18 protein-coding genes are annotated in these 24,045 nt (G+C 66.4%); 14 read left to right on the forward strand and 4 right to left on the reverse strand.

Annotated features, from left to right (window positions below):
- Positions 1 to 95 precede the first annotated feature (95 nt).
- A complete protein-coding gene (locus tag AC2IPW_RS03845) occupies positions 96 to 896 on the forward strand; it encodes an alpha/beta fold hydrolase (RefSeq protein WP_416062682.1) in 801 nt (266 codons plus the stop codon).
- A 184-nt stretch (positions 897 to 1,080) separates the two neighbouring features.
- Here AC2IPW_RS03845 and AC2IPW_RS03850 read toward each other — a convergent pair whose 3' ends face one another.
- Entirely contained in the window at positions 1,081 to 1,677 is a 597-nt protein-coding gene (locus AC2IPW_RS03850; protein ID WP_003939607.1) for a TetR/AcrR family transcriptional regulator, read from the reverse strand.
- Between the two features lie 72 nt (positions 1,678 to 1,749).
- Here AC2IPW_RS03850 and AC2IPW_RS03855 point away from each other — a divergent pair, with 72 nt between their 5' ends.
- The 12 genes from AC2IPW_RS03855 (at position 1,750) to AC2IPW_RS03910 (ending at position 18,556) form a co-directional block, all read left to right on the forward strand.
- Positions 1,750 to 2,937: an aromatic ring-hydroxylating oxygenase subunit alpha gene (locus AC2IPW_RS03855; RefSeq protein ID WP_416062683.1), complete on the forward strand. Its 1,188-nt coding sequence runs from the start codon at positions 1,750 to 1,752 to the stop codon at positions 2,935 to 2,937.
- Positions 2,934 to 3,701: an enoyl-CoA hydratase/isomerase family protein gene (locus tag AC2IPW_RS03860; RefSeq protein ID WP_416062684.1), complete on the forward strand. Its 768-nt coding sequence runs from the start codon at positions 2,934 to 2,936 to the stop codon at positions 3,699 to 3,701. Before AC2IPW_RS03855 ends, AC2IPW_RS03860 begins: the two co-directional genes overlap by 4 nt.
- Positions 3,702 to 3,710: 9 nt before the next feature.
- The gene (locus AC2IPW_RS03865) at positions 3,711 to 4,373 is read left to right on the forward strand and encodes a PaaI family thioesterase (RefSeq protein WP_371384363.1); all 663 of its coding nucleotides are present in this window, start codon (positions 3,711 to 3,713) and stop codon (positions 4,371 to 4,373) included.
- Positions 4,370 to 5,599 carry a CaiB/BaiF CoA transferase family protein gene (locus AC2IPW_RS03870; RefSeq protein ID WP_371384364.1) on the forward strand — a complete coding sequence of 410 codons (1,230 nt, stop codon included), beginning with the start codon at positions 4,370 to 4,372 and terminating at the stop codon, positions 5,597 to 5,599. Before AC2IPW_RS03865 ends, AC2IPW_RS03870 begins: the two co-directional genes overlap by 4 nt.
- A 276-nt stretch (positions 5,600 to 5,875) precedes the next feature.
- Positions 5,876 to 7,441: a class I adenylate-forming enzyme family protein gene (locus AC2IPW_RS03875; RefSeq protein ID WP_486376335.1), complete on the forward strand. Its 1,566-nt coding sequence runs from the start codon at positions 5,876 to 5,878 to the stop codon at positions 7,439 to 7,441.
- A gap of 31 nt (positions 7,442 to 7,472) precedes the next feature.
- Entirely contained in the window at positions 7,473 to 8,852 is a 1,380-nt protein-coding gene (locus AC2IPW_RS03880) for an MFS transporter (RefSeq protein ID WP_486376336.1), read from the forward strand.
- A 141-nt stretch (positions 8,853 to 8,993) separates the two neighbouring features.
- On the forward strand, positions 8,994 to 11,111 hold the full coding sequence (locus AC2IPW_RS03885) for a molybdopterin-containing oxidoreductase family protein (protein WP_486376966.1): 2,118 nt from the start codon (positions 8,994 to 8,996) through the stop codon (positions 11,109 to 11,111).
- Positions 11,101 to 13,338, forward strand: coding sequence for a molybdopterin-dependent oxidoreductase (locus AC2IPW_RS03890; RefSeq protein WP_486376337.1), 2,238 nt, complete (start codon positions 11,101 to 11,103; stop codon positions 13,336 to 13,338). Before AC2IPW_RS03885 ends, AC2IPW_RS03890 begins: the two co-directional genes overlap by 11 nt.
- On the forward strand, positions 13,335 to 14,567 hold the full coding sequence (locus tag AC2IPW_RS03895; RefSeq protein WP_486376338.1) for a 3-hydroxyacyl-CoA dehydrogenase family protein: 1,233 nt from the start codon (positions 13,335 to 13,337) through the stop codon (positions 14,565 to 14,567). The genes AC2IPW_RS03890 and AC2IPW_RS03895 overlap by 4 nt, the downstream gene beginning before the upstream one ends.
- Positions 14,564 to 16,198, forward strand: coding sequence for a 4Fe-4S binding protein (locus AC2IPW_RS03900; RefSeq protein ID WP_486376339.1), 1,635 nt, complete (start codon positions 14,564 to 14,566; stop codon positions 16,196 to 16,198). The genes AC2IPW_RS03895 and AC2IPW_RS03900 overlap by 4 nt, the downstream gene beginning before the upstream one ends.
- A gap of 86 nt (positions 16,199 to 16,284) precedes the next feature.
- Positions 16,285 to 17,808: a class I adenylate-forming enzyme family protein gene (locus AC2IPW_RS03905; protein WP_486376340.1), complete on the forward strand. Its 1,524-nt coding sequence runs from the start codon at positions 16,285 to 16,287 to the stop codon at positions 17,806 to 17,808.
- A gap of 7 nt (positions 17,809 to 17,815) precedes the next feature.
- Positions 17,816 to 18,556 carry an SDR family oxidoreductase gene (locus AC2IPW_RS03910; protein ID WP_486376341.1) on the forward strand — a complete coding sequence of 247 codons (741 nt, stop codon included), beginning with the start codon at positions 17,816 to 17,818 and terminating at the stop codon, positions 18,554 to 18,556.
- A gap of 118 nt (positions 18,557 to 18,674) precedes the next feature.
- Here the strand turns inward: AC2IPW_RS03910 and AC2IPW_RS03915 are convergent, their stop codons facing one another.
- From AC2IPW_RS03915 to AC2IPW_RS03925, 3 genes are all read right to left on the reverse strand, one after another.
- Positions 18,675 to 20,036 (reverse strand): MFS transporter, encoded by a 1,362-nt coding sequence (locus AC2IPW_RS03915; protein ID WP_486376342.1) that lies wholly within the window; start codon positions 20,034 to 20,036, stop codon positions 18,675 to 18,677.
- Positions 20,037 to 20,122: 86 nt separating this feature from the next.
- Positions 20,123 to 22,264, reverse strand: a complete 2,142-nt coding sequence (locus AC2IPW_RS03920; RefSeq protein WP_486376343.1) for a molybdopterin-containing oxidoreductase family protein — start codon at positions 22,262 to 22,264, stop codon at positions 20,123 to 20,125.
- Between the two features lie 4 nt (positions 22,265 to 22,268).
- The gene (locus tag AC2IPW_RS03925; RefSeq protein ID WP_416062694.1) at positions 22,269 to 23,111 is read right to left on the reverse strand and encodes a glucose 1-dehydrogenase; all 843 of its coding nucleotides are present in this window, start codon (positions 23,109 to 23,111) and stop codon (positions 22,269 to 22,271) included.
- A 96-nt stretch (positions 23,112 to 23,207) separates the two neighbouring features.
- Here AC2IPW_RS03925 and AC2IPW_RS03930 point away from each other — a divergent pair, with 96 nt between their 5' ends.
- Entirely contained in the window at positions 23,208 to 24,023 is an 816-nt protein-coding gene (locus AC2IPW_RS03930; RefSeq protein ID WP_416062695.1) for an enoyl-CoA hydratase/isomerase family protein, read from the forward strand.
- Positions 24,024 to 24,045: the final 22 nt, after the last annotated feature.

The following is a 24,045-nucleotide window of genomic DNA, read 5'->3' on the forward strand; positions in this document are numbered from 1 at the left end:
GGGCGCGACCTGCGGTGCAGGGTAGTGTGGATCGGTCCGTTGTGCCCGTGCTGCCGTGCGGCCGCACCCGTGCCACCCATCTCAGGAAGGTTCTCATGCCCATCGCGACAATCAACGGGATCCCGCTGAACTACCAGGTCAAGGGGACCGGCGACCTCGTCGTGCTGATCATGGGGACAGGCAGCCCCGGCCGGGTGTGGGACCTGCACCAGGTTCCCGCGCTGGTCCAGGCCGGCTACCGCGTCGCCACCTTCGACAACCGCGGCATCGCACCGTCGGGGGAGAGCCTCGGCGGCATGACCATCGACGACCTGGTGGCCGACACCGCCGGCCTGATCGAGCTGCTCGGCGGTCCCGCATACGTCGTGGGCACCTCCATGGGTGCGCGCGTCGCGCAGGAGCTGTCGCTGACCCGCCCCGACCTGGTGCGCAAGGCGGTGTTCCTGGCCGGGCACGCCCGCATGGACCAGTTCCAGGTCACCCTCACCGAGGGTGAGCGTCAGCTGTACGACAGCGGCGTCGAACTGCCTGCGAAGTACCGGGCGGCGGTCACAGCCGTGATGAACCTGTCGCCGGCGTCGCTGGCGGACCCGCACACCGCGCGGGACTGGCTCGACGTGTTCGAGTTCACCGGCGGCAAGACGTCGCCCGGCGTGCGGGCCCAGCTGGGAATGGACCGTGAGTTCGACCGTCGCGCCGCCTACCGGGCGGTGCGGGTGCCGTGCCTGGCCGTCGGTTTCGCCGACGACCGGATGATCCCGGCGTACCTGTCGCGGGAGGTCGCCGACGCCATTCCCGGCGCGAGCTACCAGGAGATCCCCGACGCCGGGCACTACGGCTACCTCGAGCAGCCGGAGGCCGTGAACAAGGTGCTGCTGGAGTTCCTGGCCGCTTGACGGGTCCTGGCAGACACGATCGTTGCCGCCCCCCTGTCACAGCCGGGGGGTCGAGACTGCTGTGACGCCGCGATCGGCTCAGCGGCGTCGGCGCAGACGTGATGGCCTGCCCGTTCGTCGTCGAATCCTGTGAGGACCCGAGTCCGGACAGGATCCGGTCCCAGTGGCCTTTGCGCACTGTGTGTCACGGCTGGGCGAGGAGCGAGGGCACGAAGAAGGCGTACAGTTTCGCGCGCAGCCGGTCGAGCGAGCCTGCATTGGCGCCCAGGGCACTGATGTAGTTCATCTCGATCTCGGACAGCCATTCGTACAACAGGTCCATGTCGATGTCGGAGCGAAGCGCGCCGGATTCCTGAGCTTCGAGCAGGATCGGCTCCCACAATTCGCGAGTCAGTTCGACGGCGCGGCCTGAGGTTGCGAGCAGGGATGTAGCGAGTGTCGCCTCGGCAGGCGACACGAGCAGGTGGATCATCGGGTCGCGAAGGCCGCGGCGGATGTTGGTGCACAGACCTTCGACGATTCGTTCCCCGAGCGTCGGGTACTCCCGGACGCGTGCGCGCCACGACTCCATGTTCATGCGTGCGCGACGGACTATCGATGCCACAATGAGCGATTCCCGGTCCGAGAAATATCGGTACACGGTCGCGCGAGACATGTTCGCGGCCCGGGCGACGTCCGCCATCGTCGTCTTCGCGATGCCGAACTGTTCGAAGCAGGATTCGGCGGCGACGAGGATCGCAGCGCCGACGTCCGCGGTTTCGGTGTCTGTCTTGTGTGCCACCCAGGCACCATACCGCCGGGTAACTCGAATAAGACACTAGACATGCAATGTCTCATGTGCCACTCTCGATCCATGCAGCGTGACGACAAGATCGACCTCACCCGGCGCCTCATCGCACATGTGGACAACGACACCACCGACTACGCGGACGACATGCTCCGCGTGCCATTCTCGGTGTTCAACGATCCGGAACTGGCGGATCGCGAGCGGGAAGTCGTTCGCCGATTCCCGCACATCGTGGCGCACCTGGACGAGTTGAAGAACACCGGCGACTTCGTCACCACCGAACTCATCGGCACCCCGCTGCTGGTGGTCAGGCAATCCGACGGCAGCGTCAGAGCCTTCTCCAACGTGTGCCGGCACCGGGGCGCGAAGGTCGAATTCGCCGAGTCCGGATGCAAGCGCATCTTCAGCTGTCCCTACCACAACTGGGCCTACGGCCGGGACGGTGCGCTGCGGGGTATGCCGCACGCCGAAGGGTTCGACGGGCTGGATCGATCGCAGTACGGCCTGGTCGAGTTCCCGTGCGAGGTCCGTCACGGACTGGTGTGGGTGGTGCCGACGGTCGGCGCCGAGCTCGACATCGCAAGGACGCTCGGGGAGAAGCACGACGCCGAAGTGACCGATACCGGCATCGGCAACTCCTTCCAGGTGCGCAAGGAGACCTGGAAGCTCGACATGAACTGGAAGATCGCCGTCGACGGTGTGCAGGATTCGTACCATCTGTGCCAGCTGCACACCAAGACGGTGTGCAACTTCTTGGAGGGCAACATCACCGCCCTGGACGTCGTCGATCGATCGTGGCGAATCGTGGTGGCCCGCAAGTCGATCACCGAGGTCCGCGACGCCGACCCGGACTCGTTCGACGTGCGCGACTACTCGCTTGCGAACTACACGATCTATCCCGGCACGATGCTGGTCACCGAACCGAACCACTTCGAGATCTGGACGATCGTTCCGGACGTCGAGGATCCCAACGTGTCGTACTGCACGATCCGGCTGCTGGCTCCGAGCGAACCCACGACCGCGCGCGAGCAGCGGGTGCTCGACAAGAACTGGGAACTGCTCATGGAGACGCTCCACGCCGAGGACTGGTTCGTCACGAAGACGATCACCGACAACGTTGCACACGGACAGGTCGACGAACTCGTGTACGGACGAAACGAGCTGCCCGGACAGGTGTTCCACAAGATGATCACGCGCGACGCTGCCGCGATCGCCGCCGAGCGGCGCACGGCCGCAGCCGGATCGGCGCCGTGACCGCACAGCAGCTGCGCGAATCATTCCCCGCGCCGGGCGTTCTGCAGCTGACACTCGATCGTCCCGAGGTCCACAATGCGATCTCGATGTCGCTGCAACGGGCACTCGACGAGCGGCTCACCCGCGCTGCCACCGAGGACGACGTACGGGTCGTGCTGGTCGCCGGCGCCGGTGACGCAGCGTTCTCCGCCGGATACGACCTTCACGAACTCGCGGAGCTGTCACCGGACGAAAATGCGACGCTGGTGCGCGAGCGGGAAGCCCTGCTGTGGCGGTACCTCGAGTTTCCCAAGCCGACGATCGCGGCCGTGCACGGCCTGTCCTACGGTGCCGGAACCCTCTACGCGGCATGCTCCGATCTCCGGGTGGGTGGCCCGGCGTCCCGTATTTCCGTGACCGCCGCGACATACGGCGGGGCGAATCTGACCTGGATCCTCGACACCTTGATCGGTGCGGGGCAGACGCGCGATCTGCTCATGACCTCGCGCGTCGTCGGCGGAGCGGAGGCGTTCCGCATGGGCTTGCTCACCCGATACGCCGAAGACGGGGACGTGTCGGGGGCGGCGACGGCGGCGGCAATGCAGATCGCGACGCAACCACCCGAGGCCGTCCGCGAGATCAAGTCCCTCCTGCTGACCGGCCCGGGCAGTGATCTGCGCAGTCGCTACGACCGCGAGAACGCTGCCGCGCGCAGCACCTTACGGCCACGCCCGATCGCCGAGATGTTCACGGAGTTCTTCCGTGCCCGCGCAGGAACCGAGTGAGAGGCCCCCATGGACGTCACCCAACAGTCGACAATGCCGGGGGATATCTGGAATCCGGATTGGAACGATCCGTTCGTACCCACCGTCGAACCGAACGACGCCTTCGCCGAACTGGTATCGGCAGTGCACGAGGTGCAGGAGGCGTTCACTCGTGCCCGCCCGACCCCCACCGCCTGCGCGGCACTGGCGTCGGACCTGCGCGCCGTCGCAGCGAAGCTGAAGATGTTCGAGGTGGGAGAGGACGATCAGCTGGCTGGACACCGGTGGGATCTGGCCGGTCGAGGTCAGGCCATGGCTCCCCCGCTGCACATCGAGGAGGTCACCGCGACGACGGCGAAGGGCCGGATCACGGTGGGCCGCTTTCATTCCGGACGCTACGCCATGAACGGCGGAGTCACGCCGCTGATCTTCGACGAGATCATGGCGCGGCTCGCCAACAGTGCCGGCCGGCCGTGGGCCCGTACCGCCTCCCTCGACGTGGACTTCCGAGCGCCCGCACCCCTCGACGTCGAACTCAGAGTGCAGGCGCAGTTTCTCCGACAGGACGGACGCAAGCGATACATGCGCGGCACGATGCACCACGGAGACGTACTCGTCGCCGAAGCCGACGGCCTGTGGGTGGAACTGAAACCCGAACAGACACGCAACATCTCCGAAAGAGACACACCATGAGCGGATACTCCTTGCTCGAGGGCCTACGGATCCTCGAGGTCGCGCAACTGGCGCCTTCCTCGGTCGGTGGGCACCTCGCCGACCTGGGCGCAGAAGTCATCAAGATCGAATCAGGTCCGCTGGGGGATCCGGTGCGGGTCGGCGGCAGCCGCGCGATCGGCGACGAGGACGGGCCGTCCTTCATGCATCTGCGGTGGAACCGAGGGAAGAAGAGCGTCGCGCTCGATCTGCGAACACCGGAGGGAAGGCAGGCGTTCCTGGACCTCGCCCGCACCTGCGACGCGGTGGTCGAGGGCATGCGCGGCGGCTACCTCGACTGGCTCGGCGTCGGCTACGAGCAACTGCGCAAGGTCAATCCGAGACTCGTGTTCTGCTCGGTGTCGGGCATGGGCTCGGACGGTCCGTACCGGAATCTCGGGACCGGAGGTCCCGTCTTCGATGCGTTCGCAGGGCTGCGGGAGGTCCACACCCCCGAGGAACCTCCGACCGAGGGAATCGCCGGGTCCACGACTCCACCGATCGCCATGTATGCGCTGGGTGCGTACGGCGCGATGGGCCTGCTCGCAGCGGTGCACCGTGCCGGTCGCACAGGTTCGGGCTGCAAGCTCGAGGTGGCCGGAATCGACGTGGCCGCGGCGTGGATGCCCGACCTGGTCGATGCCGAACTCAACAAGGATCGATCGATTCATCGCCCGTCGTGGCTCCCCGACGGCCGGTTGCCCGACTGGCCGCGACTCGAGGCGTACCGCACCAAGGACGGCGAAGCCGTCCTGTTCGGCTCGCACGTCGATAAGTTCTGGCGAAACTTCTGCACGGCCGTCGACCGGCCCGACCTGCTCGAGATCGATCTGGCCGGCACCGACCCGGAGGCGCCGGCGCGCGCCGACCATGTGTACCGCGAGCTTCGGAACATCTTCGGGCAGCGCACCCGCGAGGAGTGGGTCGCGCTGTTCCTCGCGCACGACATCGCGGGTGGACCGGTGAACAGCGTCCGTGACCTGGTCACCGATCCGCACTTCACCGGTCGCGCGAACACCTACCGGGTCGAGTATGAGGGCGTCGGTGAACTCGAGTTCGTGGCGAGCCCGATCCGGGTGCAGGGCGAGAAGTTCACGCCGTCGCTACCACCGGAACTCGGAGCCGACACGGAAGACGTCCTTCGAAAAGTGTTTGCACGCAGTGTGTCCGATGTTTCCAGCGCCGGGGTACCGATCTCGCCCGAGTAGGGGCGACGAGTCGGCATCGCCGCGACCGTAGGTGCGAATTCGATGCCGCATTCTGTTGTGACAGACATCTACAAATGTTAGATTACCGGCGACTTCGGTGACGGCGATCACACACCTTTCCGGTGTGTGATCCGGCCCGACGGTCACACAGCTACTCCAGACGCGCCGCCCGACACAGGCGCGTCCGAATCGGGTGGACGGGCCCGGCGCGGGCCGCACCCCCACCGCCGTGAGCGAGAGCGGGCACGCCGCCGCGGCGAGCACGAGGAGACGACAATGAATCTGACCGATCTGGTTCGGTACTGGGGCAAGACTCGTCCCACCCAGCAGGCAATCGTGTTCGGCAACACCTCCCAGACCTGGTCCGAACTGGATGCGGTCACCGACGCGCTGGCTCGTGGCCTGGCCGCCCGGGGAGTTCGTAAGGGTGACCGTGTCGGGGTGATGATGCTCAATCGCCCGGAACTGGCGCACGTCATCCTTGCGACCCTCAAGCTCGGCGCGATCAGCGTCCCGCTCAACTTTCGGTTGATCGGCAAGGAACTGGCGCCGATGCTGGTGGATTCGGCGCCGCGGGTGGTGATCGTGGAGAACGAGCTGGCTTCGTTGTTGGAGGAGGCGGCGGCGCAAACCGAGTTCGAGATCTTCGCGATCGGTGGAAGCGACCACCGCGCATACGAGACGCTGCTCGACCCCGGCCCGGGACCGGACGTTCACATCGAGGCGTCCGATCCGGCATTCATCTGCTACACCTCGGGCACCACCGGTGTTCAGAAGGGTGCGCTCGTCACCCATCGCAGCGCCCTCGCCCCCGGCATCGCGCAGGTGCTCAGCCACGGCATCTCCCGCCGCGACCGCGTGATGTGCTCGGCGCCGCTCGTCTACACGGGCTCGGTGCTGTCGATCTTCATGCAGCTCGTGGTGCTTCCGGGCTCGACGATGGTGCTGCTGCGCGAGTTCGATCCGGCGATCGCCCTGGACACCTTCGAGCGGGAACAGGTCACCGCGACCACCACGGTCCCGGTGATCTGGGAGCGCATGTCCCAACTCCCGGACTTCGGAACGCGCAAGCTCGCGAAGTTCACGTTCGCCGGCGCCGGTGGCGCACCCGTGAGCCTGGACCTGCTCGACTTCTACAACAGCCGCGGTGTGCCGCTCACCCAGGCGTACGGACTCACCGAGGCATCGGGAATGGTGTCGACGCTGTACTACGAGGACGCCCGTACCCGGCCGGGATTCGCCGGCCTGGCCTTGACCGGCACGCAGATACGCATCGGCAGCATCGACGGCGGCTTCGCCGCACCGAACGAGGTCGGCGAGATCCTGGTGCGCGGCGAGCACGTCATGCGTGAGTACTGGAACAAGCCCGAGGCGACCGCGGAGACGCTCGTCGACGGCTGGCTGCGCACCGGCGATCTGGGCCTGCAGGACGAAAGCGGCTTTCTCAAGGTCGTCGACCGCCGGAAGGACATGCTCATCTCCGGGGGCCTCAACGTCTACCCGGCGGAGATCGAAAAGGCACTGCACGGCATCGACGGCTTGGTCGACCTCGCGGTGATCGGCGTCGAGGACGACCGATGGGGTGAGGTCCCGATGGTGGTGTTCCACAGCGAACGACCGGCGGACGAGGTCGTCACCGACATCGCGTCCGTCGCGAGCGGGAATCTGGCCAAGTTCAAGCGCCCCGCGATGGCGGTCGCGCTCGACGAACCGTTGCCGCGCACCTTCTCGGGAAAGCTCGCGAAAGCGGTTCTACGAGAACGGTTTCAGAAGCCACCTGCCGATGCGATCCCGGTTGCCCGCGAGGTTCCGGCGGCCGATGCCGCGACGTCCCGGTCCTGAGTTCGCTCCCTACTCCGAGAGGATACGCACCGTGAGCAGTACTCGCGATGTGGACATCACCAAGATCATCGACGACGCGCCGCTGTCATCCCTGCAGAAGCGCGTTCTCGTCCTGTGCCTGGGTCTCGCGATCCTGGATGGCATCGACGCCCAGCTGATCGGGTTCGTCATTCCCGCCATGTCCGCGGACTGGGGGCTGTCGCCCGCGTCCTTCGGGTTCACGCTTGCGTTGAGCACGGGCGCAATGGTCGTGGGCAGCTTGCTGTTCGGGCCACTGGCCGACCGATACGGTCGCCGCAGGATCATTATCGTGTGCACCGTGGTATTCGCGGTGTTCACGCTCGCCACCGCGCTGGTGACCTCCATGACGGCTCTGATCGTGCTGCGCGTGATCGCCGGTCTCGGCCTCGGCGGTGTGACGCCGAACCTCATCGCAATGGTGAGTGAGTACAGCCCCGCCCGCATCAGGGCGACGATGGTGACCGTCACGGTTGCGGGTATGTCGCTGGGCGGCTTTCTCGGTGGCTTCGCGGCCGCGTTCCTCATTCCCGAGTTCGGGTGGCAGGCGCTGTTCGTCGTCGGTGGCGTGCTGCCGTTGATCTTGACGGCTGTCGTGATCCGGTGGCTGCCGGAATCCGTGAAGTTCCTCGTTGCCGGAGGCCGTACCGAGGAAGCCGCGCGCATCGTCGACAAGATCGCGGCCCGCGAACGCGTGACGGCCACGTCCAGGTTCGTGCAGGACACATCGGCTGCGACGAAGTCGCCGGTGGGCGCGCTGATCCAGGGCGGCCGCGCGGTCGACACCGTCCTGCTGTGGGGCGTGTTCGTCATCAACTTCCTGGTCATCTATTTCCTGCTCAGCTGGATGCCGACCCTGTTCGGCGAGGGCGGTCGGAGCGCATCGACCGCGTTGCTCGCCGCGTCGCTGTTCAACCTCGGCGGGATGACGGGTGCACTCACATTCGGCCGGATCACCGACCGGATCGGCAACGGCTTCGTCGTGGTGATGGCGGGCTACACACTCGGTGCCGTGTGCACGGCGCTGGTCGCGATGCTTCTCGGCAGCGGATGGGTGCTGCTGGTGGCGGTCTTCTTCGTCGGTTTCGGTATGTCCGGTAGTTCGGCCGGCATCATAGCGATCGCGGCCGCGGTGTATCCGGTGGCTGTCCGTGCCACGGGCGTGGGCTGGGCGATGGGCATCGGTCGAATCGGCTCGATCGCGGGTCCGGCGGTCGGTGCACTCCTCATCGCGGCGGGGTTGGGGGCACAGAGCATCTTCCTGCTCACGATCGTGCCGACGCTGCTCGCTGTCGTGACTCTCGGAATCATGTCGCTCCGGGCCCGCCGGGTACAGGGCACCCGCAGTTTCCGGACCACTGGGACACCGCACACCATGGCTGCGGCCGAATAGCACTTCGCGTGGCGGACGTAGCGGAACCGGGTTGTGCCGTTTATCTACAGATGTTAGATTCTCGACACGTCGGTGACGGCAATCACATCCCGCAGAGCCCATTGCCTCTGCCGATCAGTGGACGGAGAGCAGACAGTGCCGGTGAAGTTGTCCTATTGCCGCCTGTGCCCCGCCTCGTGTGGGGTGCGAGTAGAAATCGACGGCGATCGGATCCTCAGCATCGTCGGCGACGGCCTGCACCCGTTGTCAGGCGGCTACTCATGCCCGAAGGGGCGTCGCGGTGGCGACCTCCACCAAGGGCCGGATCGGCTCACCACCTCGATGCGCCGCACCCCCGGCGGCACCTTCGAGCCCGTCCCGGTGGAGGTCGCGATCGCGGAGATCGCCGAGCGTCTCGAAGCGATCAAGGGGGAGCACGGTCCGGACGCACTGGCGCTGTTCATGGGAACCCAGCAGAACTTCGCAGCGCTGACCGGTCCGATGGCGCGGGCATGGTTCCGCACCACCGGCTCGCGGAAACTGTTCTCGACCATGACGATCGATCAGTCCGCCAAGTGGATCGTGCAGGCGCGGATGGGGGAGTATCTCGGCGGGCGCCAGCGCTTCGACACCGCGGACGTGTGGCTGCTGGCCGGCACGAATCCGATGGTGTCGCTCAACGGCGGGGACGGGGACGGCGCGATCACCCAGAACCCGTCCGTCACGATCCGCAGGGCGCGCGAGCGCGGGCTGAAGCTCATCGTCGTCGATCCTCGGCGCACCGAAACTGCGGTTCGTGCGGACCTGCACCTGCAGCTCCGCCCCGGCACCGATGCCGTACTGTTCGCAGGGCTGCTGCACGTGATCCTGTCCGAGGCTCGTCACGACCGCATATTCTGCGACCGTTTCGTCGAGGGCCTCGACGAACTCCGCGCGGCGGTCGCGCAGGCGACACCCGCGCACACCGAAGCGGTGACGGGCGTGCCGGCGACCGACGTGATCCGCGCGGCCCGGATGTTCGCCGAGGGGCGGCGGGGCATGGCGACCACGGGCACCGGGGTGTGCATGGGCCCGCATTCCAACGTCGCCGAGCATCTCGTCGCATGCCTGAACGTCGTCTGCGGCCGGTACCTGCGCGAAGGGGAGATGACACCCGACCGCAACGTTCTCGCGCGGACGATCCCGTTGAAGGCGGAGGTTCGTCCGCCGCACCGGACCTGGGAATCCGGCTTCCGCAGCCGCATCGGCGGGATCGGCACGATGAACGGCGAGCTGCCGTCGGGCATTCTTGCCGACGAGATCCTCGAGCCCGGCGCCGACCGGGTGCGGGCCCTGGTGGTCTCGGGCGGAAACCCGGCGCGGGCCCTCCCGGATCGGGAGAAGGCCGAACGTGCATTGAGCGAGCTGGAGCTGTTGGTGTGCGTCGACACACGCATGTCCGAGACCGCCCGGCTGGCCGACTACGTGATCGCGCCGACGATGGTGTACGAGCGACCCGACCACACCTTGCTGATGGAGTTCTTCTTCGCCCAGCCCTTCGCGCAGTACACCCCACGACTCGTGGCGCCACCCGCAGGAGTGATCGAAGACTGGGAGTTCTTCTTCCGCCTTGCGTCCGCGTCCGGGCACAAGGTGAAGTTCGCCGGACGGGTGCTCGACCCGGACGCGCCGCCCACCTCGGAGGAACTGCTCGCGATGTTCGCCGAACGCGGGCGCGTCCCGATAGGCGCAGTGATGTCGGCGCGACGCGGTGTGCTCGCACCTCCGGAGGAAAAGGTGGTCGGTCCGCCCGCACAAGGCGCATCCGAACATCGCCTCGCGCTGTGCCCGGACGACGTGAACGCGGAAATCGCTGCTGCACTGAACGAGTCGCCGCGGCAACCCGGACATACGATGCAACTGACGGTGCGGCGCATGCGGGAGTTGATGAATTCGTTGGGCCGCGATGTCAGTGGACTCGCGCGCTTCGGCTACAACCCCGCACACGTGCATCCGCACGACCTACAGCAGCTCGGCATCGACCACGGCGATATCGTGCGCATCCGTTCGGCTCACGGCCGTATCCGAGCTGTCGCACACACCGACCCCACCGTCCGGCAGGGCACGATCTCGATGACCCACTGCTGGGGCGCGTCCGACACCGACGCGGACCCCCGCCGGGTCGGTAGCAACGTCAACGACCTGACCGGCTACGACCGGGTCCAGGACATCAACGCGATGCCGGTGATGACTGCGGTGCCGGTCAGCATCGAAGTGGAGGTCCCCGCCGGTGCTCACTGACACTTCCACCAGAACGGTAGGCGCACGCATCTGCCCGCTGTGCGAAGCGACGTGCGGCCTGCTCTTCGAACTCGACGGACGCACCGTGACGTCGGTGCGGCCGAACCCCGACGATGTGTTCACCGCGGGGCATAGTTGCGCGAAGGGACTGGGCCTCGGGCAACTGGAGAACGACCCCGACGTCCTCCGCACCCCGTTGATCCGCGACGGGGACGATTTCCGTGAGGCAACGTGGGACGAGGCATTTGCCGAGATCGATCGGCGACTGCCGCCGATCATCGCGGCGGACCCCGACAGCTGCGCTGTCTACTCGGGTAATCCCGCCGCGCACCACCTGGACCCGTCGTTCTACACGCTGCCACTGATCTCGGCGATCGGGACCCGCAACGTCTACTCGCCCGCGAGCATCGACACACTTCCGAAGAACTACGCGAACGCCCTGCTCTACGGAACCGGGCTCGGAATGGCGGTCCCCGATATCGACCGCACGTCGTACCTGCTGATCCTGGGGTCGAATCCGCTCGTGTCGAACGGCAGCACCGTCACCGCACCGGGAATCGGCAAGCGTCTGGAAGCGCTGCGAGAGCGCGGTGGCACCCTGGTGGTAGTCGACCCGGCGCGCACCCGCACGGCGGAGGTCGCCGACCTCCACCTCGCCATCCGGCCCGGCACCGACGCATTTCTCCTGCTCGCACTCGTCTCGGTGATCGCGACCGAGAAGCTCGCTGCGCCCGGTCGCCTGACCGAGCACGCCGACGGTCTGGACGAGGTCCTTCGACTCACGGAACAGTTCACCCCGGATGCGGTCGCGCCGATCTGCGGTATCGATGCCGACGTGATCCGCCGGGTGGCACGGGAATTCGCCGGTTCCGACGCGGCCGTTGCACATTCCCGGATGGGTTCGTGTACCCAGGAATTCGGTTCGGTCGCCAACTGGATGGTCGAAGTACTCAACATCGTGACCGGAAACCTCGATCGGCCGGGAGGCGCGATGTTCCCGGTGCCACCCGCCGGCGGACCGACCACCTGGCCTGCCAACCCCAAGGCCCCGCTCGTGTTCGATCGGTGGCGGTCACGGGTCCGGAACATGCCCGAGGCGATGGGAGAACTCCCCGCGGTCTGTTTCGCCGAGGAAGTCCTCACCCCGGGTCCCGGACAGGTGCGCGCTCTGGTCACCATCTCCGGGAACCTGGCCCGGTCGTTTCCGAACAGCCACGCTGTCGAGACAGCTCTGGCCGACCTCGAATTCATGGTCTGCATCGACGGGTATCTGAACGAAACGACCCGCTACGCCGATGTCATCCTGCCCCCTCCACCGCTCACGACACGGGGACACCACGACCTCGCGCTCACACACTTCCAGGTGCGCAATGTGGCCCGGTACACCGCCCCGCTGCTCGAGCCGGGCCCCGGGGAGATGCCCGAGTGGCAGATCCTGCTGCGCCTGACGGGGATCGTCCGCGGCGAACCGGAGCGGCCGATCACCGAACTGGACGACGAGGTGGCGACCACCGCGATCCGTCGCGCAGCCAAACTCGCCGGCCGCGAAGTCGACGACGTCGTCCGGGCAACCGAGGGCCGCACCGGTCCGCAGCGGCTGCTGGACCTGCGGTTGCGCAGCGGCCCGTACGGCGATCGGTTCGGCGCTGTGCCCGGGGGACTGACCCTCGAACTACTCGAGCGCACTCCAGACGGCATCGATTACGGGCCGTTGCAGCCGCGGGTCCCCGAAGTGCTGCGCACCCCGAACGGCAGAATCAACCTCCTGCCCGATGCGTTGGCTGCCGACCTGCCGCGCCTGCGTGATGCGCTGGAACAGCCCGTGCCGGAGTTGGTCCTCGTCAACCGGCGCCAGCGTCGCGGCATGAACTCCTGGCTGCACAACGCGCTGCCCCAGCCCGACGCAGGCCAGTGCGCGCTGTACATGAATCCGTTCGACGCTGCCGAACGCAACCTCGTCGACGGCGACACGGTGCGTATCGCCTCGAAGACCGGTGCTGTCGTCGCCGAACTACACATCACCGACGCGATGCGCCAGGGGGTGGTGAGCCTGCCGCACGGGTGGGGTCACCACGGCCCTGGTCTGCGCACCGGACGCTCGGCCGCCGCCCCCGGTGCAAACGTCAACGCCCTCGTCGACGACACCGTGGTCGAGCCGCTGACCGGCGCCCCGATCTTCAACGGGTTCTCCGTCGAAGTCACCCGCGTAGAGAGCCCACGGTCATGAGCGCGGAGTCGGGCGATTCGGCCGGGATCACGATCGGTGTCGTCGGCGCCGGGATGATGGGCTCGGCCCTCGCGTACACGTGCGCGCGGACCGGAGCCGACGTCGTGCTCGTTGCCCGGAGCCTCGAGGGTGCGCACCGAGGAAAGGCCTACGCCGCCCGGCGCGAAATGCGCGCGCTGCAGGCCGGAAGGACCGATGCGGCCGCCTCGTCGGCGTTGCTCGATCGCATCGCGCCTACCGAACGGGTGTCGGACCTGGCGCCGGCGTCGTTGGTGGTCGAGGCCGTGGCGGAGAACGTCGCCGTCAAGCAACAGGTCCTGCAGTCGATCGAGGCCGTCACCGAGCCGAGCACCCTCCTCGCTTCGACGACCTCGACCCTGCCGGTCACAACCCTCGCCGCCACGCTGGCCCGCCCGGAGAACTTCGTCGGGATGCACTTCTTCTCACCCGTGGACCGGATGTCGTTGGTGGAGACGGTCGTCGGTGCGCGCACCTCGGAGGCGACGCTCGCAGCATCGTTGACGTACTCACGGATGCTGGGGAAGACGCCCATCGTGGTGCGAGACAGCCGGGGGTTCTTCACCAGCCGGGTGATGCAGCCGTATCTCGACGAGGCGATGGTCGCGGTCGGGGAAGGAATCGATCCGGTGCTCGTCGAGCGTGCGGCGCTCGAAGCCGGATACCCGGTGCCGCCGCTGCAGTTGCTCGACGAGATCACGCTGACCCTCAACCGCACGGTGCAGCGAGAGAACCGTGTCGCTGTCGAAGCCGTCGGGGATGTGTGGCGGGCGAATGGCGCGGACCGTGTCCGCGACCGGATGATCGACGAGCACGGTCGGGGTGGTCGATCGGTGGGTCGTGGGTTCTACGAGTACGACGCGGCCGGCACGCGACTCGGGCTGTGGCCCGGTCTTCGCGACGTGTTCGGGAGTCCCCGGACCATCCCGCTCGAGGACATGCGCGATCGGTTGCTCTTCGTCGAGGTGCTCGAATCGATGCGTTGTCTCGACGAGGGCGTGATCGGCTCCGAGGCCGACGCCGATACCGGATCCGTCCTCGGGATCGGATTCCCCGCGCACACGGGGGGAGTCGTCTCGTTCAGACGGTCCTATTCCGCTGGTGTGGAGGGGTTCACGGCCCGCGCCCGTGAACTTGCAGACCGCTACGGCCACCGCTTCCTCCCACCGGAACCGAGTTCGGAAGCACACGATCAACCGGAGTACCAATGACGTACGTAGTCACGCAAGCATGCTGTAACGACGCGACGTGTGTCGCGGTGTGTCCGGTGAACTGCATTCACCCGACGCCCGACGAAGCGCAGTACGCGCGCACCGAGATGCTCTACATCGATCCGGACACCTGCATCGATTGCGGGGCGTGCGCCGACGTGTGTCCGGTGGAGGCGATCGTGCCCGACAGCGATCTCACACCCGAGACCGAGATCTACAAGGATCTCAATGCCGCATACTTCCTGGGTAACCCGACCGTGTCCGGCCCGACGGAGGTGCCGAGGGAGCCCGTCGTCGTCGCCGAGCGGCCCGGTCCGCTGCGAGTGGCGATCGTGGGTTCCGGTCCGTCCGCCTTCTACGCTGCCGAGGAACTGCTGAAACGGCGCGACGTCGACGTCGAGGTCTCCATGTTCGAGCGGCTCCCCGTCGTCGGCGGCCTCGTCCGCTTCGGTGTGGCCCCGGATCATCAGACGACGAAGGCCGTCGAACGGGGATTTTCCCGTACCGCCGGCCGCAGCGGCTTCCGCGCATTCCTCGGTGTGGAGATCGGACGTGACCTCGGCGTCGGCGAGCTGCTCGACCACCACCATGCGGTGATCCATGCGGGTGGAGCTTCCGACGACCGGAAGCTCGGTATCCCGGGCGAAGACCTGCCGGGTAGCAGTGCCGCAAGGGAATTCGTCGGCTGGTACAACGGGCATCCGGACTACGCGGACCGAACCTTCGATCTGTCGGGGCGTCGCGCCGTGGTGATCGGCAACGGCAATGTCGCGTTGGACGTGGCGCGGATCCTGGCATGCGATCCCGAACGGCTCGTGCCCGGCGACATCGCGGAGCATGCCCTGGATGTACTGCGCCGCAGCGCGATCGAGGAAGTGGTGGTGCTCGGGCGCCGCGGTCCCGAGCACGGCGCCTTCACGACGCCGGAGTTGCTCGCGCTGGGATTGTTACCGGAAGTCGACGTGACGGTCCAGGACGGATACGACCCGCCGGAGGGTGCCTCGATCAAGCTGCGGACGATCGCGGAGTATGCGCAGCGGCGTCCGCAACCGGGCAGGCGGACGATCACCCTACGTTTCCACGCCGCGCCGATCGAGGTCCTCGGCGGCACTCGCGTCGAGGGATTGCGGATCGCACCGTTCGGCGTGGCGGGGCCCGGCGAGGATCTCGAAGCCTCGCTGGTGCTGCGGTCGGTGGGATACCGCGGCCGTCCGGTGCCGGGTCTGCCGTTCGACGCGGCGCGCGGCACGATACCCAACATCGCAGGTCGTGTCGTCGATCCGGCCGACAACCGTCCGATACCCGGTCTCTACGTCGCAGGCTGGATCAAGCGGGGGCCGACCGGGGTGATCGGGACCAACAGATACTGCGCCGCCGAGACCGTCGAGGCGATCGTCGCCGACCACGAACGTGCGCTGCTGCCGCGACCGAGCCGTACCGGCGACGATCTGGCGTCGATCGTCGAGGCGCGCTGCCCGGGTGCGTTCGGCTTCGACGGCTGGCGGCGCATCGACCGGTACGAACGTACCGAAGGGCGTCGTCGAGGCCGGGCTCGGCAGAAGCTGGTCGAGGTCGAGGCGATGCTCGCGGTCGCCCACGGTGCAGACGCCCGTTCGTACTTGCCCGGATAAACAACAACCTTTAGATTTGACGAGCGGGTGTGATCTGCCTCACTGAGGTGGGCCCGCGTCGACGACACACATTCATGGAGGGCTACATGAGCGGCACCGTTGTAGACGCTTTGACCTACTGGTCCCGGTCGAAGCCGGATCTGCCCGCGATCGACTTCGACGGCGATGTCGTCACCTACGCAGAGCTGTCGAGCTGGGCGGACGGCGTCGCGAACGACCTCGCCTCCCGCGGCGTCACGCCGGGTGATCGCGTGGGCTTTCTGGGCGCCAACAGCCTCGAATGGGCCGTGGCCTCGCTCGGCGCCATGAAGGTCGGCGCCATCGCCGTGGGATTCAACCAGCGGATGCTCACCGGCGAGCTCACCACCCTCGTCGACGACTGTGAACCCACAGTGGTCTACTGCGAAGAGGCGCTGCTGCCGCGACTGGAAGAGGTCCAGCAAGCGCGCAACACCTTCTCGATCGCCGTGTTCGAGAAGGATGTGCGCCCGCTACGCGGCCGCGAACACGCGAAATACCGCTCACCGGTCGTCGATCTCGGCACTCCCACTGCCATCGTCTTCACCAGCGGCACCACCGGGAAGCCGAAGGGCGTGATCTTCACGCACGCCACGATTGCCGGTGAGATGCACGAGTGGTCGCTGATGGAACCGATTCAGCCGAACGGTCTGCGCCCGGTACTGGTCCTGCCGCTGTTCACCGCCGCCGGCATCGTCTGGGGCATCTCGCGTGTCGTGATTCACGGCGGAACCCTGTTCCTGCAGCCGGGATTCGATCCGTCGGCGGCGCTGCGCATCCTCTCCGAGGACAAGGCCAACACCCTGACCGGACCCCCGATTCTCTTCGAGCAGATCGCGAAGGTGCCCGGGTTTGCCGATACGGATCTGAGCCACATGATCACCGCACACGTCGGCGGAGCGCGCGTGCCCGTCGACCTGCTGCGCAAGTGGCAGGCCCAAGGGGTGTCCCTGCGGCAGATCTATGGTCAGACGGAGATCGGCGGATCGGCCACCGCAATGCCGCGGGACGAAGCCGCGGAGCACCCCGACAAGTGCGGGTGGGGCGGCATCTTCACGAAGATCCGGGTGGTCGACCCCGAGGGCAACGACCTACCTCCCGACGAGGTGGGCCAGATCCTGTTGCGGGGACCGGGGATGATGCCCGGGTACTGGCGCAACGAGGAGGCCACGCGTGCGGCCCTGATCGACGGCTGGTTGCAGACCGGAGACCTCGGCAAGCTCGACGAGAACGGCTACCTGACGTACGTCGACCGTCTCAAGGACATGATCATCTCCGGTGGTCTGAACATTTCCCCCGCCGAGATCGAGACCGTCATCAACCAGATCCCGGAGGTCGAAGAGGTCGCTGTGATCAGCGTCCCCGACGCCAAGTTCGGGGAGACCCCGGCAGCGCTGGTCAGAACGACCACGGAGATGAAGGAATCCGAGATCGTCGGCTTCTGCAACGAGCGCCTCGCCGACTACAAGGTACCGCGCTATGTCGTCTTCCTGGACGAACCGCTGCCCCGAATGCCCAGCGGGAAGATCGCCAAGCGCCAACTGCGCGACACCTTCGCGCATGTGCCCGACAACTACGAAAGGGTTCGGTGAGTCAGACGTGAGCTCGCAGAAGGTTGCCGTCGTCACCGGAGGGGGACGCGGCATCGGCGCGGCCGTCTCCCAGCGGCTCGCCGCCGACGGCTTCGCCGTCGCGGTCAACTATTCCCGTAGTGCGCGCGACGCCGAGGACGTCGTGGCGAAGATCGTCGCGGACGGTGGGCAGGCCGTGGCAATCCAGGCCGATGTCTCGAAAGCTGGCGACGCGGAGCGTCTCGTTGCCGACACGACCGCCCGACTGGGTGCCCCCACCGTGCTGGTCAACAATGCGGGCATGAACAAGGCCGGTGCGGCTCGCAAGCAGGGCCCCGAAGAGTTCGACGAAGTCCTCGCGGTCAATCTCAACGGGGCGTTCTACTGCACGCACTTTGCCTTGCCTGCCATGTACGAACAAGGTTGGGGCCGTGTGGTATTCGTCAACAGCCCGTCGGGGGGACGCCGCCCGTCGCCCGGCATGAGCGCCTATTCCGCGGCGAAGGCCGGCCTGGTTGCGATGACCAAGACGATGGCCGTGGAAGTCGCCCGTCGCGGCATCACGGTCAACTCGGTGATGCCTGGGTTCGTCGCCACCGACATCGTGGCGTCGGGAGGCGAAGCCGGCGTCGAGGCACTGACCAGACACTGGCCGTCGATTCCACCCGAATCGATCGCCTCGACGGTGTCGTTTCTGGTGAGCGACGCCGCCGCCGACGTCTCGGGTGAGGAGATCGGTGTCTGGCGAGGCGGTCCGGTAGGCGTCTGAGATCCACAACGATGCGACCCATGCCGATTCGATCGGCATGGGTCGCATCGTCGTTGCGTGCCCCGCACCCGTGCGCGTTTCTGGTAGCGCTCGCTACCAGAAACGCGCACGGGGGGTGTTACACGGGCACCGGTGCCGTGTTGTCGTTCTGCTCCCTCGGGGACGTCGATCGGGTACGGGACAGGACGGTCGCCGCAAATCCGAGTAGCGAGACGACACAGATCAGGAGGCTGAGCCACACGGTGGTGTCGTCGAAGGCCAAGGCAACCGCGATGACCGGGACGAATGCCGCGCCGAGTGCATTGCCGGCCTCACGGCCGAGGCCGAGGCCACTGTAGGCGTGCTGCGTATGGAACAGCTCGATGACGTATGCGCCCATCGGGCCGAAGATGGCCGCGACGCCGATACCGTTTCCGGCCGCCATGACCACCCAGTACAGCAAGGGGGGTGTTCCGACGCCGGACAGGAGCGAGATGCCGACCCATGCGAATACGGCGCTGTAGAGGAAGCCGAACATGATCACAGGTGCGCGCCCGACCCGGTCCGACAGGGACCCGAACATCGGAATCAGAAGGGCATTCGTGAGCTGTGCGGCGATCAGACCGACGAGCACTTCCGTTCCGCCGAAGCCGAGCTGGTTGGTGCCGAAGGTGCCCATGAACACGATGTAGAAGTAACCGATACCGGTCTGGCCGATGGTCATTACGAGCACGGTCAGCAGGGCGCGCGGTTGCTGGCGGATCACGTCGAAGAGCGGACGCTTCGAGACGGCATTGTTCTCCTCGATCTCCCGGAATGCAGGTGTTTCGGGCAGGCTGCGGCGTAGCCACAGGCCGTAGGCGAGGATTACCACGCTGCACAGGAACGGGATGCGCCAGCCCCACGCGAGGAAGCTGTCCTGGGACATCAGGGATGACACCGTCAGCAGGGACAGCGTCCCGAGCACGCCGCCGAGTGCCGCGCCCATACCGGGCAGCGATCCCATCAAGCCCTTCTTCTTCGCGGGTGAGAATTCGACGGCTACCAGAGCCGCGCCTCCGTACTCACCGCTGGCGCCGATGCCCTGCAGGATTCGGAGGAAGACCAGAAGAGCCGGTGCGACCCAGCCGATCTGGTCGTACCCCGGCAGCAAGCCGACGAGCAGGGTGGCGATACCCATCAGGACGAGGGTGAAGACGAGGATGCGCTTTCGGCCGATGCGGTCGCCGAGGCTGCCCAGGATCACCCCGCCCACCGGACGGATCAGGAAGCCGACTGCGAACGTGCCGACGGCCTGTAGCGTTCCCAGAAGTGGGCTCGAGCCGGAGAAGAACACGCTCGCGAATACCACCGACGCCGCCGAGGCGTAGAGGCTGAAGTCGTAGTACTCGAGAAGGGTTCCGACAAAGGCGGCGCGGCTTGCGCGTCGTGAGTCCGCGCGAGAGCGCCCGGAGTTCGCATCTGCAGGAGAGCCTGCAACGGCGGTTGTACGTTTGGTCATGCGAAACCTCGCGTTGTGAGGGGTGGGCGATCGGCCCGAATGGTGTAGTGACGGAGGACACAGTAGCCTATAGTCATTAGATTGGTCTAACGCGAACTCCCTGGCTCACGTCGTGTGATCTCGACATTGATGCCGGTGAGGTGCGACTGATTGCTGAGGATGTCGTATCCTTCTTTCCCGTTGGGGGACAGACTGTTCACGTTCACGCCGGGGTAGCGACGCGCCACGTCGAGGCCGCGAGCCGAGCGCTGGCCCCATCCGTGTGTCATCGCGACCACTCCCGGCCTGAGGGTTGCGTCGTATGCCAATATCGCGTCGATCGACCCGTGACGGTTGTGGACGATGACATCGTCACCGGCGACCAGTCCGCGGCGATCCGCGTCGTCAGGGTTCATCCACAGTGGATTGTCCTGGTGATCGCCTTGTTTCAGTATCGGTAGGTTGTGCAGCCAACTGTTCACCATGTACAGGGTGCGACGGGTGATGAGTTTGAGCTGTTCCGGGCTCTCGTTGGACAACTCCTCCAGAATGTCCTCGACGGTGCGGTATGCGCGCCGGAAAATTGCCGGACAGCAGTCGATCAGACCGTCGTCGTGCTGCACCGCGATGGTGAACACGTGCGACGGGTCCGCCTCGGGCAATACCGCGGTCTGGCAGGGCATTTCCTTGAGCCGCTCGAGGCTCAGTCCGGCGTCGCGCATGGCGGCATCTGCGTTGGCGAGAGGGTTCGGATCGGGGCTGTCGAGCAGCGTCTTCACGCCCATCTCCTGCAGGATTCGTGACAGGATCCACCAGTCGTCGCGCCGGTCGTTCCTCGGCGGTACCACCGCGGGGGTGTACTGCACGTAGGGTTCCATGGCGACGCCCATCGTGTTCAGGAAGTTGACGTCCTCGTGTTCGAGCCAGTCCGTGGCGGGAAGCACGTAATCTGCCATCTCTCCGGTGACCGTGCGGTACAGGTCGATCGTGACGATCAGTTCGAGGTCTTCCAGCGCGCGACGCATGCCCTCTGCTCCACCTACCGACAACAGCGGATTACCGGAGATGACGATCAACGCCCTGATCGGATCGTCCCTGTTCGCGATGTATTCCGGCAGACGTGCCGCGGGTAGGTCCCCACCGACCGTGCGGACCTCACCCAAGCTGTCCCGGAAGAACGGATCCTCGCGTTTGCGCTTCGAATTGTGCACGACGTCGGTCATGCCGCGGGAGTAGATGTTGCCGCCTCGGCGGCCGAGATTGCCGGAGAAGAGGCTGATCATGTTGAGCATCCAGTACGCCAGCGCGCCCTGGCGTCCCTGGTTCACCCCGGTCGCCATGTAGATGCTGGCGGTGGGGGCGGCGCAGAAGTCGTCGGCGACCCGCCGGATGACGTCGGCTTCGATGCCGGTCGCTGCGGTCACTCGCTCGACGGGATACCCTCGCACGAAATCGAGCAGCCCGTCGATGTTGCGGGCATGCTTCTCCACCGCGGGGCGGTCGTATCCGATCCGGAAGACGATCTCGTGCAGGATTGCCGCGAGGAAGTAGAAGTCGGAGTCGGGTTTGATCAGCAGCACATCGCCGGTGTCCGGTCCCGACGACTCGATCCGTCGCGGATTGACGAACAGAACGGTGCCTCCGCGCTTCTTGACGGCCTTGATCTTGGCCATCGGGTCGGAGATGTGCAGCAACGTCATATGTGAGACGAGAGGGTTGCTGCCGAGGCACAGGAAGTAGTCGGTGTGCAGCAGATCCGGGATCGGATGCGCCATCGATGCCCCGTAGATCGCCTCGCTGGCAGCATATTTTGCCGACGTGTCCTGGGTGCCGGCGCTGAAACGCATTCTGGTGTCGAATCCACGTGCGAGTGATTCCGCGTTGGCGTAGTAGGTGCCGTTGAACGCGGACGGGTTGCCTTGATAGACGGCGAGCGCGTTGCGTCCGTACCGTCGGCGAATGTCCATGAGTTTTTCGGCGATCTTGCGGACCGCATCGTCCCAGTCGATCGGTACGAAGTTGCCGACCTCCTCGTGCCGGGGATTCGTGCGTTCGAGTGGACGGTCGAGGCGGTTCGGGTCGTTGTGGACGTGGAGGAAGTGCACACCCTTGTGGCAGGCGAACCCCTTGTGGATCGGATGATCCTTGTCCGGTTGCAGTGTGATCACCTGCTCGTTCCGGACGTCCGCGACGAGGCCGCAGCCCGGCTCGCAGATGCGGCAGAACGTGTGGACCCGGCGCGTCGTCACGGGGTCAACCGGCTACGGTGACTGCGCGACTCGATGCCGCCTGTGCCTCGTCCCGATAGTTGGACGGCCACTTCTTACCCAGAGTCAGGCCTCCGTCCACTCCCAGGGCCTGTCCCGTGACGAACTCGGCGTCGTCGGAGGCGAGGAACGCCGCGGCGTGCGCGAGGTCCTCGGGTTCGCCGGCTCGAGGGATGGGCTGGAACGTCGTCAGGCTGCGCCGTACGGCGTCGACGCTGCGGTCGAGTGCTTCGTCCTCGAGTCCCGCACCGTGACCGACGATGCGGGTGGCGACTCCGCCGGGGACGAGTGCATTGACACGGATCCGGAACTCGGCCAGTTCCACGGCCGCGGTCCGAGTCAGTTGCAGCACTGCGGCTTTCGCGGCGCTGTAGGGGTGGGGTCCGAATCCGGTGCGTATGCCCGCGACGCTCGAGACGTTGACGATGCTGCCCGAGCCCTGGTCGCGCATCACGCGCGCGGCGTGCTTGGTCCCGAGGAACACGCTGCGTGCGAGCACGGCGAACCCGTGGTCCCATTCCTCGACAGGGGTGTCCTCGAGGAATGTCCAGGCACCAACGCGGCCGGCGTTGTTGACCATGCAGTCGAGTCGTCCGAACCGGTCGATCGCCAGTGCGACGGTGGCCTCGACGTCGGATTCGACGCGCACATCGGTGTGCAGGTACACGCCGCGTGGTCCGAGGGCGGCGGCGACGGCCTGCCCGCGAACGTCGTCGATATCCGCCACGATCACGCGGGCCCCACGCTCGGCGAACACCTGTGCGGTGGCCGCGCCGATTCCGCTGGCGGCTCCCGTCACCACCGCCACCTTGCGGTCGAGGTTCGTCATCGTGGGCTCCTTCGGTTGTGTACGCCGGTTCCTCGAGCTTTAATCTAAAGGCATTAGTCTGTCTCTGTCGAGTCCTTCGTCCCCGGGGAGAGCCCTATGTCCGATGCAAAACCGATCCTGACCGAGCGGCCGCGGCCGGGCGTTCTCCTGATTCGGCTCAATCGTCCGGACGAGCTCAACGCCATGAACGTGGACCTCATCGACTCGCTGCACCAGGTGCTCGCCGAGGTGCGAGACGATTCGACCACCCGTGCGATCGTGCTCACCGGTGCGGGACGTGCCTTCTGCGCAGGTCTGGATCTGCGCGGATACGGAACCCCGCAGGGCGCGACCGAAGGGGAAGGTCGCGCGCAACTCGGAATGCGGGTGCAGAAGCACATCGCGGGTCTCGTCGATGCATTCCGCAGTGCGCGGCCACCGATCATCGCGGCGGTCAACGGCGCCGCAGCGGGCGGTGGAATGTCCCTCGCGCTCATGGCCGACATACGTATCGTGTCCGAATCCGCCGTGTTCCACGCCGCCTTCATCCGCCGTGGCCTGTCCAACTGCGACATCGGCATGAGCTGGCTGCTGCCGCGCATGATCGGGTTCTCCCGCGCTGCACAGATCATGCTCACCGGCAGGTCCGTCGACGCCGCCGAAGCCGAGCGGATCGGACTGGCCTCGTCCGTCGAGCTCGCCGACGAGCTGCTCGACGTCGCGCTGGACACTGCCGAGGCCATCGCACGCAACAGCCCGTTCGGTGTCTGGATGACGAAGGAAGTGATGTGGTCGAACCTGGAAGTGCCGAGTATGCGCGCCGCGATCGACCTCGAGAACCGGACGCAAATCCTCAGCTCCCTGACCCGCGATCACAAGGAAGCCGTGGTCTCGTTCCTCGAGAAGCGTCCGCCGCAGTTCCGGAATCACTGACGGTACCCGATCGATTCGACGA

Source organism: Rhodococcus sp. NS-SX18, from assembly GCF_057367935.1.

Coding starts and splice junctions, on each gene's coding strand:
- AC2IPW_RS03845 (WP_416062682.1), top strand. CDS start 96: ATGCCCATCGCGACAATCAACGGGATCCCGCTGAACTACCAGGTCAAG.
- AC2IPW_RS03855 (WP_416062683.1), top strand. CDS start 1,750: ATGCAGCGTGACGACAAGATCGACCTCACCCGGCGCCTCATCGCACAT.
- AC2IPW_RS03865 (WP_371384363.1), top strand. CDS start 3,711: ATGGACGTCACCCAACAGTCGACAATGCCGGGGGATATCTGGAATCCG.
- AC2IPW_RS03870 (WP_371384364.1), top strand. CDS start 4,370: ATGAGCGGATACTCCTTGCTCGAGGGCCTACGGATCCTCGAGGTCGCG.
- AC2IPW_RS03875 (WP_486376335.1), top strand. CDS start 5,876: ATGAATCTGACCGATCTGGTTCGGTACTGGGGCAAGACTCGTCCCACC.
- AC2IPW_RS03895 (WP_486376338.1), top strand. CDS start 13,335: ATGAGCGCGGAGTCGGGCGATTCGGCCGGGATCACGATCGGTGTCGTC.
- AC2IPW_RS03900 (WP_486376339.1), top strand. CDS start 14,564: ATGACGTACGTAGTCACGCAAGCATGCTGTAACGACGCGACGTGTGTC.
- AC2IPW_RS03905 (WP_486376340.1), top strand. CDS start 16,285: ATGAGCGGCACCGTTGTAGACGCTTTGACCTACTGGTCCCGGTCGAAG.
- AC2IPW_RS03915 (WP_486376342.1), bottom strand. CDS start 20,036: ATGACCAAACGTACAACCGCCGTTGCAGGCTCTCCTGCAGATGCGAAC.
- AC2IPW_RS03925 (WP_416062694.1), bottom strand. CDS start 23,111: ATGACGAACCTCGACCGCAAGGTGGCGGTGGTGACGGGAGCCGCCAGC.
- AC2IPW_RS03930 (WP_416062695.1), top strand. CDS start 23,208: ATGTCCGATGCAAAACCGATCCTGACCGAGCGGCCGCGGCCGGGCGTT.